15 protein-coding genes are annotated in these 16,313 nt (G+C 60.6%); 8 read left to right on the top strand and 7 right to left on the bottom strand.

Going from position 1 to position 16,313, the window contains the following annotated elements:
• The first annotated feature begins 411 nt into the window (after window positions 1-411).
• The 4 genes from U0O11_RS10370 to U0O11_RS10385 all read left to right on the top strand — a co-directional run bounded on the left by U0O11_RS10370 (window position 412) and on the right by U0O11_RS10385 (window position 4,552).
• Window positions 412-1,158 (top strand): ribonuclease activity regulator RraA, encoded by a 747-nt coding sequence (locus tag U0O11_RS10370; RefSeq protein WP_077377604.1) that lies wholly within the window; start codon window positions 412-414, stop codon window positions 1,156-1,158.
• A gap of 131 nt (window positions 1,159-1,289) precedes the next feature.
• Entirely contained in the window at window positions 1,290-2,345 is a 1,056-nt protein-coding gene (locus tag U0O11_RS10375) for a Bug family tripartite tricarboxylate transporter substrate binding protein (RefSeq protein WP_254696518.1), read from the top strand.
• Window positions 2,346-2,458: 113 nt separating this feature from the next.
• Window positions 2,459-3,004 (top strand): tripartite tricarboxylate transporter TctB family protein, encoded by a 546-nt coding sequence (locus U0O11_RS10380; RefSeq protein ID WP_279875242.1) that lies wholly within the window; start codon window positions 2,459-2,461, stop codon window positions 3,002-3,004.
• A 3-nt stretch (window positions 3,005-3,007) separates the two neighbouring features.
• Entirely contained in the window at window positions 3,008-4,552 is a 1,545-nt protein-coding gene (locus U0O11_RS10385) for a tripartite tricarboxylate transporter permease (RefSeq protein ID WP_084208370.1), read from the top strand.
• A gap of 184 nt (window positions 4,553-4,736) precedes the next feature.
• Here U0O11_RS10385 and U0O11_RS10390 read toward each other — a convergent pair whose 3' ends face one another.
• Together U0O11_RS10390 and U0O11_RS10395 are read right to left on the bottom strand one after the other, a co-directional pair.
• A complete protein-coding gene (locus tag U0O11_RS10390; protein WP_191237255.1) occupies window positions 4,737-5,990 on the bottom strand; it encodes an NAD(P)-binding domain-containing protein in 1,254 nt (417 codons plus the stop codon).
• Between the two features lie 137 nt (window positions 5,991-6,127).
• A complete protein-coding gene (locus tag U0O11_RS10395; RefSeq protein WP_324689819.1) occupies window positions 6,128-6,562 on the bottom strand; it encodes a MarR family winged helix-turn-helix transcriptional regulator in 435 nt (144 codons plus the stop codon).
• Between the two features lie 296 nt (window positions 6,563-6,858).
• Between U0O11_RS10395 and U0O11_RS10400 the strand changes: the two genes are divergently transcribed.
• Window positions 6,859-8,814 carry a TonB-dependent receptor domain-containing protein gene (locus U0O11_RS10400; RefSeq protein WP_324689821.1) on the top strand — a complete coding sequence of 652 codons (1,956 nt, stop codon included), beginning with the start codon at window positions 6,859-6,861 and terminating at the stop codon, window positions 8,812-8,814.
• Between the two features lie 110 nt (window positions 8,815-8,924).
• Here U0O11_RS10400 and U0O11_RS10405 read toward each other — a convergent pair whose 3' ends face one another.
• Window positions 8,925-9,674 carry a siderophore-interacting protein gene (locus U0O11_RS10405; protein WP_324689823.1) on the bottom strand — a complete coding sequence of 250 codons (750 nt, stop codon included), beginning with the start codon at window positions 9,672-9,674 and terminating at the stop codon, window positions 8,925-8,927.
• Window positions 9,667-10,113 carry a MarR family winged helix-turn-helix transcriptional regulator gene (locus tag U0O11_RS10410; protein ID WP_200017137.1) on the bottom strand — a complete coding sequence of 149 codons (447 nt, stop codon included), beginning with the start codon at window positions 10,111-10,113 and terminating at the stop codon, window positions 9,667-9,669. The genes U0O11_RS10405 and U0O11_RS10410 overlap by 8 nt, the downstream gene beginning before the upstream one ends.
• A gap of 275 nt (window positions 10,114-10,388) precedes the next feature.
• On the opposite strand from U0O11_RS10410, the gene U0O11_RS10415 reads away from it, so the two are divergent.
• Complete coding sequence (locus tag U0O11_RS10415; RefSeq protein WP_324689825.1) at window positions 10,389-11,063, top strand: HAD family hydrolase; 675 nt, start codon at window positions 10,389-10,391, stop codon at window positions 11,061-11,063.
• 54 nt (window positions 11,064-11,117) lie between these two features.
• Here the strand turns inward: U0O11_RS10415 and U0O11_RS10420 are convergent, their stop codons facing one another.
• From U0O11_RS10420 to otnK, 3 genes are all read right to left on the bottom strand, one after another.
• Window positions 11,118-12,197 (bottom strand): lactonase family protein, encoded by a 1,080-nt coding sequence (locus tag U0O11_RS10420; RefSeq protein WP_324692516.1) that lies wholly within the window; start codon window positions 12,195-12,197, stop codon window positions 11,118-11,120.
• A 78-nt stretch (window positions 12,198-12,275) separates the two neighbouring features.
• Entirely contained in the window at window positions 12,276-12,929 is a 654-nt protein-coding gene (gene otnC, locus U0O11_RS10425) for a 3-oxo-tetronate 4-phosphate decarboxylase (protein WP_191237262.1), read from the bottom strand.
• Complete coding sequence (gene otnK, locus U0O11_RS10430) at window positions 12,926-14,287, bottom strand: 3-oxo-tetronate kinase (RefSeq protein WP_191237263.1); 1,362 nt, start codon at window positions 14,285-14,287, stop codon at window positions 12,926-12,928. Before otnK ends, otnC begins: the two co-directional genes overlap by 4 nt.
• A gap of 189 nt (window positions 14,288-14,476) precedes the next feature.
• Here otnK and U0O11_RS10435 point away from each other — a divergent pair, with 189 nt between their 5' ends.
• A complete protein-coding gene (locus U0O11_RS10435; protein WP_324689827.1) occupies window positions 14,477-15,190 on the top strand; it encodes an aspartate/glutamate racemase family protein in 714 nt (237 codons plus the stop codon).
• 13 nt (window positions 15,191-15,203) lie between these two features.
• Window positions 15,204-16,280 carry an isocitrate/isopropylmalate dehydrogenase family protein gene (locus U0O11_RS10440; protein ID WP_191237265.1) on the top strand — a complete coding sequence of 359 codons (1,077 nt, stop codon included), beginning with the start codon at window positions 15,204-15,206 and terminating at the stop codon, window positions 16,278-16,280.
• The last annotated feature ends 33 nt before the right edge of the window (window positions 16,281-16,313 follow it).

Genomic DNA, 16,313 nt, shown 5'->3' on the forward strand with positions numbered 1-16,313 from the left:
CGATGACGAGCCGGCTCATGTCGCTTCCTGCCACCGACATGCTTCCTCACCGTAAAGCCGTATCGTGGGACTGGGCGAGACCACCTCTCGCACTGACACCCACAAAATAAATCCATCAATATCAACACATTGAGCGACATGACGAGTAACGAGTGCGGAACGTGACGCTCGCGTGCCCCACGATGTCCTTCGCGTGCCATGCCGGACAGCCATGGTGATGAGTGCCATTTTCGCTTCCGACACTAGACTTATTGATCATCCAAAGTTGTCAATATTTGTTTGATCAGTCATCTCAAGCCCCCTATAGTGATCTCGGAAACCCCATCAGACGCACGTGTCGACTGATCACTCTGGCCTGGCACGTTGCCGAGAGCCGAGCCTCCTTACCCATAGACTGACGACGGACGCCATATGACTGCCATTACTTCTACCGAGCACGCCAGCTACGCCGAGCTCTCCTCCGTGACCCGCGAGCGTTTGATGCGCGCTTCCACCGCCTCTCTGCACACCCTGCTCTTCAAGCGTGGCCTGCGAAACACCTTCATCCAGAACGTGGTGCAGATGAACCGCAAGACGACCCACATGGTGGGCCAGGCCTTCACACTGCGGTATATCCCGGCACGCGAAGACATCGACACCGTCGCCGCCTTCCGCGACCCCAAGCACCCGCAGCGCCTGGCGGTGGAAACCGTCCCGTCCGGGCATGTCATGGTGTCTGACTGCCGTCAGGATGCCTCGGCCGCCAGTGCTGGCAGCATCCTGCTGACCCGCCTGGAGTATCGTCAGTGCGCCGGTTTCGTCTCCGATGCCGGCATCCGGGATTCCGGCGCCGCCGCCGAGATGAACCTGCCGATCTTCTGCGCCAAGCCCAGCGCCCCGACCAACCTGACCAAGCACCATGCAGTAGAGTTGCAGGTGCCGATCGGTTGCGGCGGCGTGCCGGTCTTCCCGGGCGACGTGCTGGTGGGCGACGCCGATGGCGTGATGGTCATCCCGCTTGAGCTGGCCGACGAAATCGCCGAGGAAGCCAGTCAGATGGAAGATTTCGAGGATTACGTGCTGGAGAAAGTCCGTAACGGCACGCCCGTGATCGGCCTGTATCCGCCGACGGACGAGGCCCGCGCAGAATTCGAACGCTACATGGCAGCCAAGCAGTAATCTGCATGTCGCCCATACCGTCTTGTCCACGGTAGCCCCGGACGACAGGTCACGCCGGCCTGTCGTCCACCGCCCCTCCTGCATCAATGCGTATCGAGTGACCACAACCATAACAACACTGGAGTCGTGCCATGCTCTGTCAAGACAATCGCCAAGACACCCGTCAAGCCAACTCACGTCGTCTCACACCGAGCGCTCGCTCAAGGACCCGCTCCCGTTCACTGCTGGCGTTGCTCGCCCCGATTGCCCTGTCCGGCATGGTCGCGGCCTCGCCCTTCGTCAGCACCGGTGCGCAGGCCGACTATCCGGTGCGTGACATCCGACTGATCGTGCCGTGGCCAGCCGGCGGCGGCGCCGATGCCATCAGCCGCAAGATCAGCAACCTGGCCGAGCAGGACCTGCCGAAATCGATCTACGTCGAGAACATCGGGGGTGCCATCACCGCCACCGGCCTGATGCAACTCAGCAAGGCCCGTCCGGATGGCCATACCGTCGGCGTGATGACCTATGACAGCATCATCACCCTGCCACGCGGCAACCTGGTGCCCGGCTACTCGCTGGACCGCATGATTCCCTTCGCTCGCATCACCAAGGAAGCGGACGCCATCGTGGTATCCAAGCAATCCGGTTACGAGAATTATGAGCAGCTGATCGAGGCGGCACGCGCCAACCCCGGTACCGTGCGTATCGGTGTCGCCCCGCGAGGTTCCGGCCCCTATCTGGCAGTTCGCCGCCTGGAAGCCGCAGCCGGTGTCGAATTCAATGTCATCACCTATCCGGGCTCTTCCACCGCCGAAGCCGAGGCACTGCTGTCCGGCGAGATCGACGGTGCCATCTCGAGCCTGGGAGACTTCTCCGGCATTCTGGAATCCGGGGATGCCCAGGGCATCGTCGAATTCTCGTCAGAGCAGAACCCCGCCTACCCGGAAGTGCCGCCGATGAGTGAACTGGGTGGCAATCTGGAAACCGGCAGCTTCATCGTGCTGGCCGTGCCCAAGGGCACGCCGGATGAGGTAGTCAGCACGCTGGAGAATGCCTACCACACGGCCTACGAGACACCGGAATTCCAGAAGTGGATCACGGGCGTCGGCGTCACGCCCAGCTGGCTGGGCGGCGATGAGGTCAATGCCTGGATCGAGGATTACCAACAGAAGACCTTCACCGCCATGGATGAACTCGGCCTGTAGACGCGCCGGCAAGCGGCACCGCTGAGTGTCGATGCCACTCGACGTCTACCCGTCCTCCTTCACTTCCATCGTCAAGCGGCGTCCGGCAACGGGCGCCGTCAAGGAATTCTGTCATGTCCTCATCCGCTTCCCCTCCCCGACGCCACTGGTTGATCAGCGGGGCGACACCGCTGACGCTGGTCATGACGGCCGTCAGTGCGCTCTATCTGATCAGCGCCTTCCAGATGGCGCCGCCATTGGACAATGGCCGCCTGACGGCCTCGTTCTTCCCTGCCCTCATCGGGTGCATCGCGCTCGTGCTCTGCGTGGCTCAGCTAATCAGCCAGCACCGCGCCAGCCGCGGCGCTGCAGCGGATGACGGCAAGGAGTCTTCCACGACCGACGGCGACGCCAGCGCACCGCTGTTCTCACCGGCGCTGCGCCTGATGCTGGTGACCGCCCTCTATATCCTGGCGTTTTCGCACCTGGGGTACCTGCTAGCGTCCGCGCTCTATGTCTTCAGCGTGATGCTGCTGTTCTCGGGGCGTGAGAAATGGATCAGCAAGGCATTGATCGCCTGCGCCATCTCCGCACTGGGCTATCTGCTCTTCGAACAACTCTTCAATGTCCACCTGCCGACCTTCGAGCTGTCCGCTCTCGTCGCCACGAGTGGAGGATGACGCATGGAATTCATCGCTCAGGTATTTTCAAGCTTCGCCCTGCTGCTGGACCCGGTCATCCTGTTCTACGTGGTCGCCGGCTTCGTCATCGGCACCATCTTCTCGGCCATTCCGGGCCTGACCGCCACCCTGGCGCTCGCCCTGCTGTTGCCGCTGACCTATAGCCTGGACGTGACTACCGCCCTGATGGCGTGTGCCAGCATCTACATGGCCGGCATGTGTGGCGGCAGCATCACCGCCACCACCATCAACATCCCCGGTGCCCCCTCCTCGATGATGACGGCACTGGAAGGCTATCCCATGCAACAGCGTGGCGAAGGTGCCCTGGCACTGGGTCATGCCTCCTTCGGTTCGATGGTCGGCGGTAGTCTCGGCGCATTGCTGTTGATCGTGCTGGCACCGTTCATCGCCGAGGCCTCACTGCTGGTCAAGACCACCGGCAAGTGCGCACTGATCGCCTTCGCGCTGATCGTGATCGTGGTCGCCCAGCGCGGCAACATCCGCAAGGCCGGCATCACCGCCTGCCTGGGGCTGATGCTGGCGACGATCGGGCTGGACGCCATGCAGCCACTGGCGCGCTTCACCTTCGGCATCAGTGAGCTGACTGCCGGGATCGACCTGATGCCGGTCATCATCGGCACCTTCGCCATCAGCGAGCTGCTGATCCAGGTCGGCAATCGCAAGAAGGACGCCGCCATCCGCCAGCAGCTCAAGGCCAGCCAACAGCTCAAGCGTCGTGATTTCATTCCGCCGCTGAGCGCCATTCGCGAGATCGGCATCGGCTGCTATCTGAAGTCGACGTTGATCGGCTACATGGTCGGCACCCTGCCCGGCGCAGGCGGTTCGATGGGCGGCTTCCTCGCCTACGTGGAAACCGTGCGCACCTCGAAGAAGCCCGAGAGCTTCGGCAAGGGCAATCCCCAGGGCATCGCCGCCGCCGAAAGTGCCAACAATGCCGTCTGTGGTGGCGCTCTGGTGCCGATGCTGACCTTCGGGATTCCGGGCGATCCGGTCACGGCCATCGTGCTGGGCGTACTAGTGATCAACGGCATCCAGCCGGGGCCGCAACTGATGGCGTCACAATCCGGACTGATCGCGCCGATGCTGGCCTCGCTGCTGTTCAGCGCCCTGATCCTGATTCCTCTGACGCTCTATCTGATGGGCCCCTACTTCCTGCGCATCGTCACCATCCGCAAGGACGTGCTCTACGGTGCCATCGCATTGCTGGCCGTCGTCGGCAGTTTCGTGGCCACCTACTCCGTGTTCCAGATGATGATGACGCTGGTGCTGGGCATCGTCGCCTACCTGATGCGCAAGCATGATTACCCAGTGATCACGCTGCTGCTCGGCTTCATTCTCGGCCCGAATCTGGAAGAGTTCCTGCGCCGCGCGCTGACGCTCTCCAACGGCAACCCCATGACATTCATCACCACGCCGGACAGTCTGTTCTTCGTCGTGTTGACAGTGGTCTTCGTCTACTTCCTCGGTATCCGCAAGCCTGTGCAGTTGAAGCAGGCAGCCCCCGAGAAGGCAGGTTCGACGGGATGAACCTCCCACAAGGCCCCGGGAACGTGCCTATCAATAAGCTCCCGAGGATGAGCTCAACCACAAGCTCCCGCGAATAAGCCCATCTGAAAGCCACAAGCTTGAACGAAAAATGCCCGGTACCGGAAGGTAACGGGCATTTTCATATTCTCTCTGTCGCGCGGACTGACCGATCACCACCACTCGATCAGGCGGGATCAGAACAGGTGTTGCGGGTAGCCGCCGCATTACAGACAGGTGCCGGGCGAATGGAGGCAGGATCGGCCAGCGCGGCCACCACGGATCTGACCTGCTGATAGCCGGTGCGCATCAGGAAAGTCGGCGCTCTGCCGTAACTCTTGATGCCGAGGATGAACAAGCCTGGCTCGGCATGCAGCAGTTCGGCAGCGCCGTGTTCCGGCACCGACCCACAGCTGTGCTGGTTGGGGTCGATCAGCGGCGCAAGCTTCACAGGGCTTTGCGTCGCGGGGTCCAGCGAGACACGCAATTCAGACAGCAACCCCAGAGAGGGACGGAAGCCGGTGGCCGCGATGATGCGATCTACCGCTGGCAGCCTGTGTTCGCCACTTTTCACGACCCAGCGCCCCGCTTGATGATCGATTGCCTCGACGGCGAGCTCGGTCACCACCTCGATCCGGCCTTCCTCCAGCAATGACTTGATGCGCAGCTCGAGCGCCTTGCGCTCCTCCAGCTCATCATTGGGCGCCGGGCGGATGACCTCCTCGATATCGGCGGAGCGAACACCCCAGACGATTCGCATCCCCTCCTCGTGGTCTGCCAGCGTGATCAGGTCCTGCAGCGCATTCAGCGCCGAGTGACCGCTGCCGATCACCAGCACCGACTTGCCGACATACTCAGCCGCTTGTGTACCGCGGATGTCCGGCACGCCATAGGCGATGACGTCGGCCGCCGCTTGCTCACCAATGGCGGGAATGCCGTGCGCGCCGATCCAGTTGGGGGTCTGGTAAGTGCCGGAAGCATCGATCACCGCACGGGCCAGTACGTCCCGCGGGCCGTCAGGGCCCTCGACGCGCAGCACGAAGGGCGCCTCATCGCGACCGCCACTGCGCAGCACATCATGCTGTTGACGACTGACATGGGTGACGCGGTTATCGACATGCAGCCGCGAGCTTATCGACGGGTGCGCGGCGAGCGGCGCAACATAGCGGTCGAGAAACTCTGCCCCGGTGGGATAGGCAGCGACGTCCGGTGCACGCCACCCCTGTTCCTGCAGCAATTCAGCCGCTAAAGCGTCGATATTCCATGACCAGGGCGAGAACATGCGCACATGACCCCAGCTTACCAGGTTAGCGCCTGCGTATGCGCCTGACTCGAAGAGAATCGGCTCCAACCCTGCCTCCAGCAGATTGACGGCAGCGCTCAGCCCTATCGGCCCGGCGCCGATGATGGCCACCGGCAAGCTTGTGATATCACGACTCATGGCAGTCTCTCGCAGCTATATGTTGTCAGTAACAACAAACCTAGTATCACTCTACGCTAATGTCTACTCCCGAGGGGAACTTGCGAGGGTGGCTCATCCACTCACCCAGACATTCAAACAGTTACCCAGGCGCTCAATCAGTCACCCAGGCGCTGTCGCGCGGCAAGGGTCAGCTTGTTGAGCAACGTCACTGCCCCCTCGACGACCTCCGGCGACAGGCCCTCGATCATGGAGGCCTCTTCCGCGACCAGCTCGGCGTGAATCTGCTGGTGCAGCGCTCTGCCCTCCGGGGTCAGCGAGAGCTCAACGGCACGCCGGTCGTTGGGGTCTTCGCTCTTGCGCACGTAATGCTTGCGAATCAGCGAGTCGGCGACCCGGCTAGTCGTGCTCTTGTCGAGGTACATCTCGTCTGCCAGCGCCTGCAGTCTCAGCGGCCCGCGCTTGACCAACGTCTCCAGCGCATAGCATTGAGCGACGGAGACGTTGTGATGGCAGATGCTTTCCCTGTCGCGAAACTGATGGACACGAATGAGCTGATTGACGGCCTCGTACAGCGCTTCTGCTTGATCCACTCTGGTGCCTCACGTGACGGTGGTCCAAAAGGGAGGGAGATACTGGCCACGATAACCGAGCACGACCAAGAGTGCACCGATACCCGGCCCCCCTTTGTCCAGCTACCCTTGACCCACCACCCTATCGGCTTGCACGTGGCAATGCCTTGCGCGAGCAACTCAATCGCGACCTTCTTCCCCGATACGACGCCAGCAAACCTTTCAGGCAAAAACTGTGCAAGAATCTTGCAATTCATTATTGAGAACGATTAGCATTGACAACCGCAAGATATAACTATTCAAGCAAGGGAATCCACGTGCATCTCCGTCTCCATCCGCTTACCGCAGCCGTCCTCTCCGCCAGCGCGTTGACCCTGAGCCTCTCGGGCCACGCCTCGGCCGACGACATGTCCACCCTCGTCATCAGCGAAGACCGCCTCGAACGGAATGTCGTGATCAGCGCTGAAGAGATTGATCAGCGTCAGGCACGCGATCTGGAAGACCTGTTCCGCTCCGAACCGGGCGTCAGTGTCGGCGGCGGCATCGCCATCGGCCAGAAGGTCTATGTACGCGGTCTGGAAGACACCAACCTGAACGTCACCATCGATGGCGCGCGTCAGGGCGGCTACCTCTTCCACCATACCGGGCGATTGACCATTGATCCGGCTCTGCTCAAGCAGGCGGAAGTCGATAAAGGTCCGGCGACCGCCGATGACGGCCCGGGCGCGCTAGGCGGCAGCCTTCGCTTCGTGACCAAGGATGCCCAGGACCTGCTCAAGCCCGGTCAGGACCTGGGCGCACGCGTCTCCGTCGGCACCGAAAGTGCGGCGGACGCCACCTCCGGCACCACGGCGTTCTATGGTCGTCTGGGGGAAAATCTCGGCCTGATGGGGTATGTCAGCGGTCGCAACAGCGATGACTATGAAGTTGGCGGTGGCGGTGAGCAGGAACAGACCGCAGGCCAGCAGCGTGGCTATCTGCTCAAGATGTCACTGCTGGACGTCAATGATCAGGACCTGCGCATCAGTGCCGAACGCACTACCGATCACGGCACCTATTTCACGCGTCCGCACATGCCGAGCTTCAGCAGTCAGCAGCCGACCTATCAGGAAATGGAGCGTGAGACCTTCACCATCAATCATGCCTGGCACCCGGGCAATGATCTGATCGACACAAAGACCACTCTCTATCACACCACTCAGGAACTGGATCGTGTCGAGGCGGGCAGCACCAGCCGCTCCAGCGAATTCGGCGCGGATGTGCGCAACACCTTCCGTCTCAAGACGGGTGATGTGGCACATGCTCTGACCACTGGTGTGGATTTCTACGATCAGGACACCCGTCGTTCCGATGATGCCGGCAGCTCCGGCCCCAACAACGAAGACACTTCACGCAACCTGGGAGTCTACGCCCAGAACCGCATGACACTGGGCCCGTGGGCCCTGTCCGTCGGTGCACGCCTGGATGATTACGACAGTGATTACGGCGAGGCCGGCAGCGTCAGTGGCAGCGAGGTCTCCCCCAACGCGATTCTGAGTGTCGATGCGACTGACAACATGACCCTGCATGCCGGTTATGGCGAAGCCATTCGCGGCGCCAAGGCGCGGGAAGTGATTCTGATCGGCGATGAAGTCTCCATCGCACAGGGGCTTGAGCCGGAGAAGGCGCGTCAACGTGAAATCGGTCTGGATTGGCATCAGCGAGATGCCCTGATGGAGGGAGATCGTCTCGGCTTCGCGCTGACCGGCTTCCATACCGATATCGAGAACTATCAGGCCTATGATCGCGGCAGTGACCCGGCGGTGCTCTACAACCTGGATGGCGAAGTCGAGAGCCGTGGCTATGAAGCCAGCCTGAACTGGGGAGTCGGCGGCTACGACACGCGCCTGGGCTATGCCAAGGTGGTGATGAAGAACAACGATGGCGACCCGCTGGGCGACGAGATGAACATCGGTGCTTCCACCGGCGACAAGTGGACCTGGGATCACCAGTATCGCCTGCCGAACCACAACGTGACCCTGGGCTACACCCTCAATGCGGTGGAACGCCTGGAGCGCGTGGCAGAAGGCGACGAGGAGAAGCCGGGCTACGTGACGCACGACATCCGCGCCCAGTGGACACCCGCCTCCTATCAGGACCTGACGCTGACACTGGCGGTCAACAACGTGTTCGACAAGCGTTACAGCGACCACAGCAGCTACCTGCTCAGCAGCGGTGACAGCATGCTGGAGCCGGGCCGCGACATCCGCCTGGGTGCCAGCTACAGCTTCTGATCCAGTCCTCTGATGCTCGCAACATGTTGACTGTCAGATTGCCCCACAGGCTTGGCCTGTGGGGCATTTTTCATGGCCCGACAAGTCGCTGATCACGATTGATGCAAGGATCAATTGGCCTCTTCCGCCTCAGCATCCTGCTGCTTGGCCAGCTTGTGGCCGTCTTCTGACTGCCCGATCTTCCAGTAGCTGGAGACATAGAAGTGGGACTTGGGAATCTCGTAGACCTGCTTGAGGTGAGCACGCAGCGCCCGCATGCTGCCGAATTCACAGGCCGCCCAGACAGAGATCTGACCTTCCTGTCGAGGCAGTGCGGCAACTTTCTCCAGCAGCGGCTGGCCTTCCGGGTCGGGCTGTGGATTGACCAGCCAATGCAACTCGATCCCCGGCGGATGCTCCAGTGTCTGGATATCAGCGTCACTGGTCACCTCGATGACGGCGTGACCGCGCGCCTGGAGCGGTAGCTCGGCCAGATTGACGCTGATCGCCGGCAAGGCCGTCATGTCACCCGCCAGCAGGAACCAGTCAGCCTCCATGTTGATCAGCTTCTTCGGGCCGGGGCCGCCGATGATGATGCGGTCCCCCGGCTGCGCATTGGCGGCCCAGGAGGATGCCGGCCCGGCATGATCGTGCAGCGCGAAATCGACATCGATCTCGGTCGCACGCTGATGACGAATGGTATAGGTGCGCATCATCGGGCGCTCGCCTTCCCCGCGCGGAAACACCAGTTTGATATAGGCGCTCTCCTGCCCCTCGGGGATGGAGCCGATATTCTCACCGCCCAGGGTGACGCGCAGCATATGCTCCGTCACCGGGGTGGAACGAATCACTTCAAGCTCTCGCATTGCGGGCTTACCCATCTTGCGCACTCCTCTGGCAAACGCCTTCAAGTTGTTCAGCATCGCGTGCTTCACACTCGCTGGTATTGTGGATCATGGCAGATGCCGTCTTCAGGAATGTGGCGACCTCTTCATCGCTGAGGTCTCCTGCCATCCGCTGTGCGGTCTCATGTTCCAGGGCTTCAATCTCTTTGAGCATGTCGTGGCCCGCCTCGGTAGGGGCGAGAAACAGGCTGCGACGGTCCTGCGGATTTTCCGTCTTGACGATCAATCCCGCCGTCATCAATTCATTGAGCACCCGCGTCACGCGTGCCTTGTCCTGCCCCAGATGCTGCACGATCTTGTGCGCCGTGCACTCGGAGGTACGGCCGATGCCCTTCAGCACCCGAATGTGCGTGACTGGCAGATCAAGCTGGTAGCGCTGGATGCCAAGACGAAGTTGTCTGCGATAGACATGCATCAGTTGATGCAGCACATCATTGAGTGATGTCTGACTCATGCGTCACTCGCCATATGGTTGGTATAGGTCAACTATATTGACAGATGGTTGATACTGTCAACAAAAACATGACCGAGAATCATTCTCATCTTATTCCCGAATGTCTCATATTCCTATCACCCCTTTTCCATTGCCATGCGCGTTTTCGGCAACTCTTCCTGCGTGACATGGTGACAGCCAGCGGGAACCTGCTAAGGTCGAAGACCACACATTCCTGACGCCCCCGAGAGGCATCGATGGCTGAACTCTGCCTGCTGTTTGATTCCGATGGCACCCTGGTTGATAGCGAAATCCTCCTCGCCGAGGCCATGTCCAGCACCCTGCCCCGCTATGGTCTGCCGTTTACCAGCGACCGCTATATGAACGAGTTTCGCGGCATGCGTTTCATGAGTATCGTGCGCACGCTGGAGGCAGCTCATGGCGTTCTGGAAGAAGAGCCCACACTGCGCATGGAGCGGGAGATGCGAGCGCTGCTGGAAGAGTTGATGAGGGCGCGCCTGACAGCGATGCCCGGCATGTCAGCCGCCTTGATGGAACTTGAAGGCTATCCCTGTGGCGTGGTGTCCAATGGGCCCGAGCGCAAGGTGCGTCTGGCGTTGGACACGACGCGGCTGGCACGCTTCTTCGATGGGCATATCTTCAGTGCCTATACCCTGGGAGTGTGGAAACCGGACCCGCGAATCTATCGGCTCGCCGCCGAGCAGATGGGCTTTGCGCCTTCACATTGCGTGGTGATCGATGACGCCATCGTCGGGGTACAGGCAGGATTGGATGCCGGCATGCAGGTCATCCACTTCGCCCACCACGACGACGGCCATGAAACGCCGCATGGTGCATTGCGCATGCATCACGCGCGCGAGCTGCCGAGGCTGGTAGCGCAGATCTCACAACGGCTCGCTGCGCAGACTTGATAGCGAGTGAACTGATAGAGAGTGGGCTGACAAAAGCGTTGGCGGCTTCAGTCCTCAAGTGAGGTAGCGAAAGACGACACAGACAGGACTGGGCGTCTCCAGTTGATGCACCTGCGTGAATTGAGAGACGCCCTGCTCCACGCCGGGTATCCCGCTGACCAGACAATCACTGTCTTCGTTGGCGATATGCAGATGACCATTGAGCGGATCCATACCGAGGTAACGCGGCGTATTGCCTCCACTTGTCACACTTCCGCGCCACTGCAAGCGCCCCTCATCCTCCAGCAGCACATCATAGATACCGATGCTGTCATCGCCTCGATTGCTGACAAAGACATGTCGGCCAGTGACATCGACGATGACCGCCGCGGCACGATTGTCTCCACACCACGTCTCCTCGACACTGGAAAGCCGCTGGCAGGCCACCATCTCAAGCCCCTTGGCATCGCTTTCGGTGAAATGAAAACGCGTCAGGGTAGCGTCAAGCTCATTGATGACATAGGCCTGATCCAGCCACGGATGAAAGGCGATATGCCGAGGGCCAGCTCCTTCACGCAGGGCAACCCGCTTCATGGCTTCCTCATCGAGACGACCACGCTCTGCATCAAATGGCATCATGAACAGGCAGTCCAGCCCCTTGTCAGGCACCACGACATGACGCCCCTGACAGGTGAAAGGGTTGGCATGAGGCTTGGATAACATCTGCTCGACCCGATGTGGGCCTGGCGTTCCCTGAAGCTCCACTAGTTGGACACGCTCCCCCAGCGAGCCATCCTCTTCCAGCGCCATGACGGCCAGTGAGCTGGAGAGATGATTCGAGACCACGATATAGCGTTGCGTCGGATTAATCGCCAGATGAACGGGATTTGCCCCACCGGTACTCCTTTGATTCAAGAGTGACAGCGTGCCGTCTTCCGCCGAGATGGCAAAGGCGCTGATGTCACTAAGGTCTCCGTGAATGCAATAGAGACGATCTCCCACATCATTGATAGCCAGATAGGAGGGGTTGGTCAGATCGGTGAACGTCTGGACATGCGACCACTCCCGCCCCTCGCCACTGACGCGATAGACTTCGATTCCCCGGCCCCGTGCAGCGCGTCGTCGGGTAGTGCGACAACCGATATAGGCATACATCACGACTTGCTCCTTCTGCATGAATCCAGCAGTGATGAAAGCCGGGCATTTCTCGCATCAAGCCCGGCCGCGTGATGGTCAAGGGCGACCAAAGGTGGCTTCCAGTTCCGCCACCTGCTCTGGTGACAAGCCGCGTGGATTCTTGCCTTGCATCAGCAGGAACAGCTTGGCGGTTTCCTCAAGCTCTTCCGTGGCATAGACCGCCGCCTCAAGCGTCTTGCCAGCCACCACCGGGCCATGATTGGCCAGCAACACGGCACAATGCTTGCCGGCCAGGCCACGCACGGCATCGCCCAGCGCGGGGTCACCCGGCATGTAGTAAGGCACCAGCGGCAGCTTGCCGACCCGCATCACGTAATAGGCCGTCAGCGGCGGAATGCATTCGCAGGAATTCACGTCCGGCAGGCAGGACACCGCCACCGAGTGGGTCGAATGCAGGTGAACGATGGCACCGGACTGCGGGCGCTCGTCATACATGGCACGATGCAGGAAATGCTCCTTGGTCGGGGCATCGCCATCGATCAACACGCCCTGGGCATCCAACCGTGAGATACGTGCCGGATCCAGACGCCCCAGACAGGCATTGGTCGGTGTCATCAACCAGCCACCATCTTCCAGCCGCTGACTGATGTTGCCGCTTGACCCCATCGTCAGGCCACGGTCGAACAGTGACTTGCCGTAGGTGGCGATCTGCTCACGCAACACGTTGATGTCGTGCCGTGACTGACTCATGCGTGCTCCTTGACAGAATGAGGAGTGTCGAGAACCTCAAAGGCTCGGATGAAGAACTCCTCGTCGCCGAAATTTCCTGACTTGAGCGCCAATGACAGGCTGTCACCGGCACGCCAGGGATGCGGACTCTGCGTCCAGGGAACGCCCGGTGCCACCTGCATACCGATGCACAATTGCTCGATACCAAGCGCCGATACCACGGCCCCGGAAGTTTCCCCGCCCGCGACCACCAAGCGCCCCACTCCCTCGGACACCAGCTGGCAGGCCAATTTCGACAATGCCCGCTCGACAAGCTCTCCGGCCTGCTGAACACCCAGAACCTTCTGTGCTGCCGCGACACGCTCCGGGTCCGCCGAGGCATAGATCAGAAATGGGCTCGCCGGTTGGCGGGACATCTGCTGGCGAGCGAAGGTCAGCGCCTCTTCGAATTGCTCCTCGCTCTGATGCAACGACAGCGGGTCCAGTGCAAAACCGGCGTGATGGGTCAGGAAGTTCTCTACCTGGCGCAATGTCATGCGTGAACAACTGCCTGACAGCACCATGGCCGCGCCACTCGCGGGCGCCAGACGTGTTGAATCCTTGCCTGCTGATAGCCATTGGCGACGCCGGAAGGCAGCAGGCAACGCCTGCCCAAGACCTGACCCACCAGTGACCAACGGTTGATCGGCCAGCGCCTCAGCCAGCACGGCAAGATCATCCTCATCGATGCTGTCACACACCACATGCTTTACCTCGCGCATCGTGAGCGAAGACAACCGCTCCCTTGCCGCACTTTCTCCTCTCTTCAGGGTGGAATGAGGCAACAGCTCTACCCGTGGAGCATGCTCGCCCAGCTGCCGCGTCAGCACTCGAGCGATATCGGCATCAGTCATCGGCGTCAGTGGGTGATGCTGCATCCCGCTGTCATTGAGCAGGCGGTCACCGACGAACAGATGCCCCTGATAGACACTGCGACCATTGGCGGGAAACGCCGGTACATACGGACAGAGCTGCGCCCCGGTCACTTCCATGAGTGCCATGGCTACCGGGCCGATATTGCCGTCAACAGTGGAGTCGAACGTCGAGCAGTACTTGAAGTACAGCTGCCGGATGCCCAGGCACTGCAACCACTCAGCCGCTGCCAGTGACTGGCTCACCGCTTGCTCCGCAGGACATGAACGCGTCTTGAGTGCCACGATCACCGCATCCACACCCTCCAGGTTCGGCATGACGCTCGGCACGCCAATCACTTGCAGAGTGCGCATTCCGGAAAGTGCCAGATTGTTGGCAAGGTCCGTCGCACCGGTGAAATCATCGGCGATACCGCCCAGCAATGGACGATGGACGGGAGGTGAACTGTGCGTTGACGACTGGCGCATGGGGATACCCTCGACGTGTGATGTTGTTTGAATGCTGTCGCAATAGCTGCCACGAGAGATGCCATCGAGGCGGTCATAAGACCAATGGCGAGATCTCGATGTTTGACAGACAAATCAGCATACGCCTAGATTGTACTTATGAAAACAAAAGAACAATATTGAGATCATCACCTCAGTCAGGAGCTTTTGATGAGAATCGTGCTGGTACATGCCGTCAACATCGCCATGGCGCCCATACACTCCGCCTTTGCTCGTCAATGGCCAGAAGCCGAGCTGGTCAATCTGCTTGACGATGCCTTGGGTCGTGATCGTGACAATCAGGACATTCCCCAACAGGCACTGGATGAGCGTATCGCCAGTCTTGGCCGTCATGCCCTGAGCTGTGGAGCGGATGCGGTGCTGTATACCTGCTCCGCTTTCGGCCCCGCCATCGAGCAGGTCGCGAGCCAAAGCCGCATTCCGGTCTACAAGCCCAACGAAGCCATGTTTGAAGCGGCACTGGAGTATGGCGATCGCATCGGCATGATCGGCACTTTTTCTCCCGCCATGCAAAGCATGCATGCCGAATTCGAGGCACTCAGCCGCGCTCGGAATCGTGGCGCCAGCCTCGAGATACGCTGCCTGCCGGAGGCCAACCAGGCACTGCGCGAGGGAGATGAGGTCAAGCACAACCATCTGATCTGTGATGCCCTTCCCAGCCTCGCGCACTGTGACGTCATTCTGCTGGCGCACTTCTCGACCGCGACGGCACTGGACAACGCGCGCCGCGACAGCGCTTGCCCGGTACTGAGCAGCCCGGAAGCCGCCGTCATCGCGCTCCGCCGCGTGCTGACACAGCTCGGCAGTGAATCTTCCGCTCGAGAGAACTCTCTCGAATTTCCCTCCCTCAGCAACACCCACTGAAAAGAGTCAGCCCATGAAATTTCTTGTACTCCCCTGTGATGGTATTGGCCCGGAAATCATCGCGGCCAGCATGTCAGCTCTCGAAGCCGTCAACGAGCAGCACGGACTCGGACTCGAATTCGATTACGAGGACGTCGGCTTCAAGAGCCTGGAATTGCACGGCACCACGCTAAGAGATGAGGTTCTGGAAAAGGCGCGCCACTATGACGGCGTGATTCTGGGCACCCAGTCACATGCCGATTATCCAGCTCCGGAAAAAGGTGGTCGTAATGTCTCGGCGGGTTTCCGCATCGGGCTGGATCTTTATGCCAATGTGCGCCCTGCGCGCACTCGCCCCTTCCTTGAGTCCAATCTCAAGCCTGGAAAGCAGATGGACCTGGTGATCATGCGCGAAGCCACCGAAGGCTTCTATCCGGACCGCAACATGACACGCGGCTGGGCCGAACTGATGCCCTCCCCAGACATGGCGCTTTCCGTGCGCAAGATCACCCGCCATTGCAGCGAGCGCATCGCACGCCGTGCCTTCGAACTGGCCATGACTCGTCGTCGCAAGGTGACGGCCATTCACAAGGCCAACAGCTTCCATATGACGGACGGACTCTTCCTCGATGTGGTCAGGGAAGTAGCCCGCGATTTCCCTGACGTCGCCCTCGATGATCTGCTGGTTGACGCATCGACCGCCCACCTGGTTCGTAACCCAGAGCAGTTCGATGTCGTCGTCGCCACCAACTTCTATGGCGACATCATCAGTGACCTTGCAAGCGAACTCTCGGGCAGCCTGGGGCTGGCAGGTTCCGTCATGGCCAGCGACACCATCTGCTGCGCGCAAGCCCAACATGGCTCCGCTCCTGGCATCCAGGGTCAGGACATCGCCAACCCTACCTCGATGCTTCTGTCCATCGCGATGCTGCTGGACTGGATCGGCGATCACCACACCAGACCCGAGTACACCGCTGCCGCCGCAAGCCTCACCCAGGCGGTTGACCGCTGCCTCGAGAACCCGGAAAGCCGTACGCCAGATCTCGGCGGCACGATGGGCTGTCGCGCCTTCGGTGAAGCTGTGGCACAGCAGCTGACCACCACCGCCTGAGTTCAGTATCGCCATACCCTGAAGCGGGCCCCT

It is taken from the genome of Cobetia sp. D5, assembly GCF_035666195.1.
GTDB classification, from domain to species: domain Bacteria; phylum Pseudomonadota; class Gammaproteobacteria; order Pseudomonadales; family Halomonadaceae; genus Cobetia; species Cobetia amphilecti.

Excerpts from the sequence above, each read along its gene's own strand:
- U0O11_RS10370 (WP_077377604.1), top strand. The coding sequence starts at position 412 with ATGACTGCCATTACTTCTACCGAGCACGCCAGCTACGCCGAGCTCTCC.
- U0O11_RS10375 (WP_254696518.1), top strand. The coding sequence starts at position 1,290 with ATGCTCTGTCAAGACAATCGCCAAGACACCCGTCAAGCCAACTCACGT.
- U0O11_RS10380 (WP_279875242.1), top strand. The coding sequence starts at position 2,459 with ATGTCCTCATCCGCTTCCCCTCCCCGACGCCACTGGTTGATCAGCGGG.
- U0O11_RS10385 (WP_084208370.1), top strand. The coding sequence starts at position 3,008 with ATGGAATTCATCGCTCAGGTATTTTCAAGCTTCGCCCTGCTGCTGGAC.
- U0O11_RS10390 (WP_191237255.1), bottom strand. The coding sequence starts at position 5,990 with ATGAGTCGTGATATCACAAGCTTGCCGGTGGCCATCATCGGCGCCGGG.
- U0O11_RS10405 (WP_324689823.1), bottom strand. The coding sequence starts at position 9,674 with ATGGGTAAGCCCGCAATGCGAGAGCTTGAAGTGATTCGTTCCACCCCG.
- U0O11_RS10410 (WP_200017137.1), bottom strand. The coding sequence starts at position 10,113 with ATGCATGTCTATCGCAGACAACTTCGTCTTGGCATCCAGCGCTACCAG.
- U0O11_RS10415 (WP_324689825.1), top strand. The coding sequence starts at position 10,389 with ATGGCTGAACTCTGCCTGCTGTTTGATTCCGATGGCACCCTGGTTGAT.
- U0O11_RS10420 (WP_324692516.1), bottom strand. The coding sequence starts at position 12,197 with ATGTATGCCTATATCGGTTGTCGCACTACCCGACGACGCGCTGCACGG.
- otnC (WP_191237262.1), bottom strand. The coding sequence starts at position 12,929 with ATGAGTCAGTCACGGCACGACATCAACGTGTTGCGTGAGCAGATCGCC.
- otnK (WP_191237263.1), bottom strand. The coding sequence starts at position 14,287 with ATGCGCCAGTCGTCAACGCACAGTTCACCTCCCGTCCATCGTCCATTG.
- U0O11_RS10435 (WP_324689827.1), top strand. The coding sequence starts at position 14,477 with ATGAGAATCGTGCTGGTACATGCCGTCAACATCGCCATGGCGCCCATA.
- U0O11_RS10440 (WP_191237265.1), top strand. The coding sequence starts at position 15,204 with ATGAAATTTCTTGTACTCCCCTGTGATGGTATTGGCCCGGAAATCATC.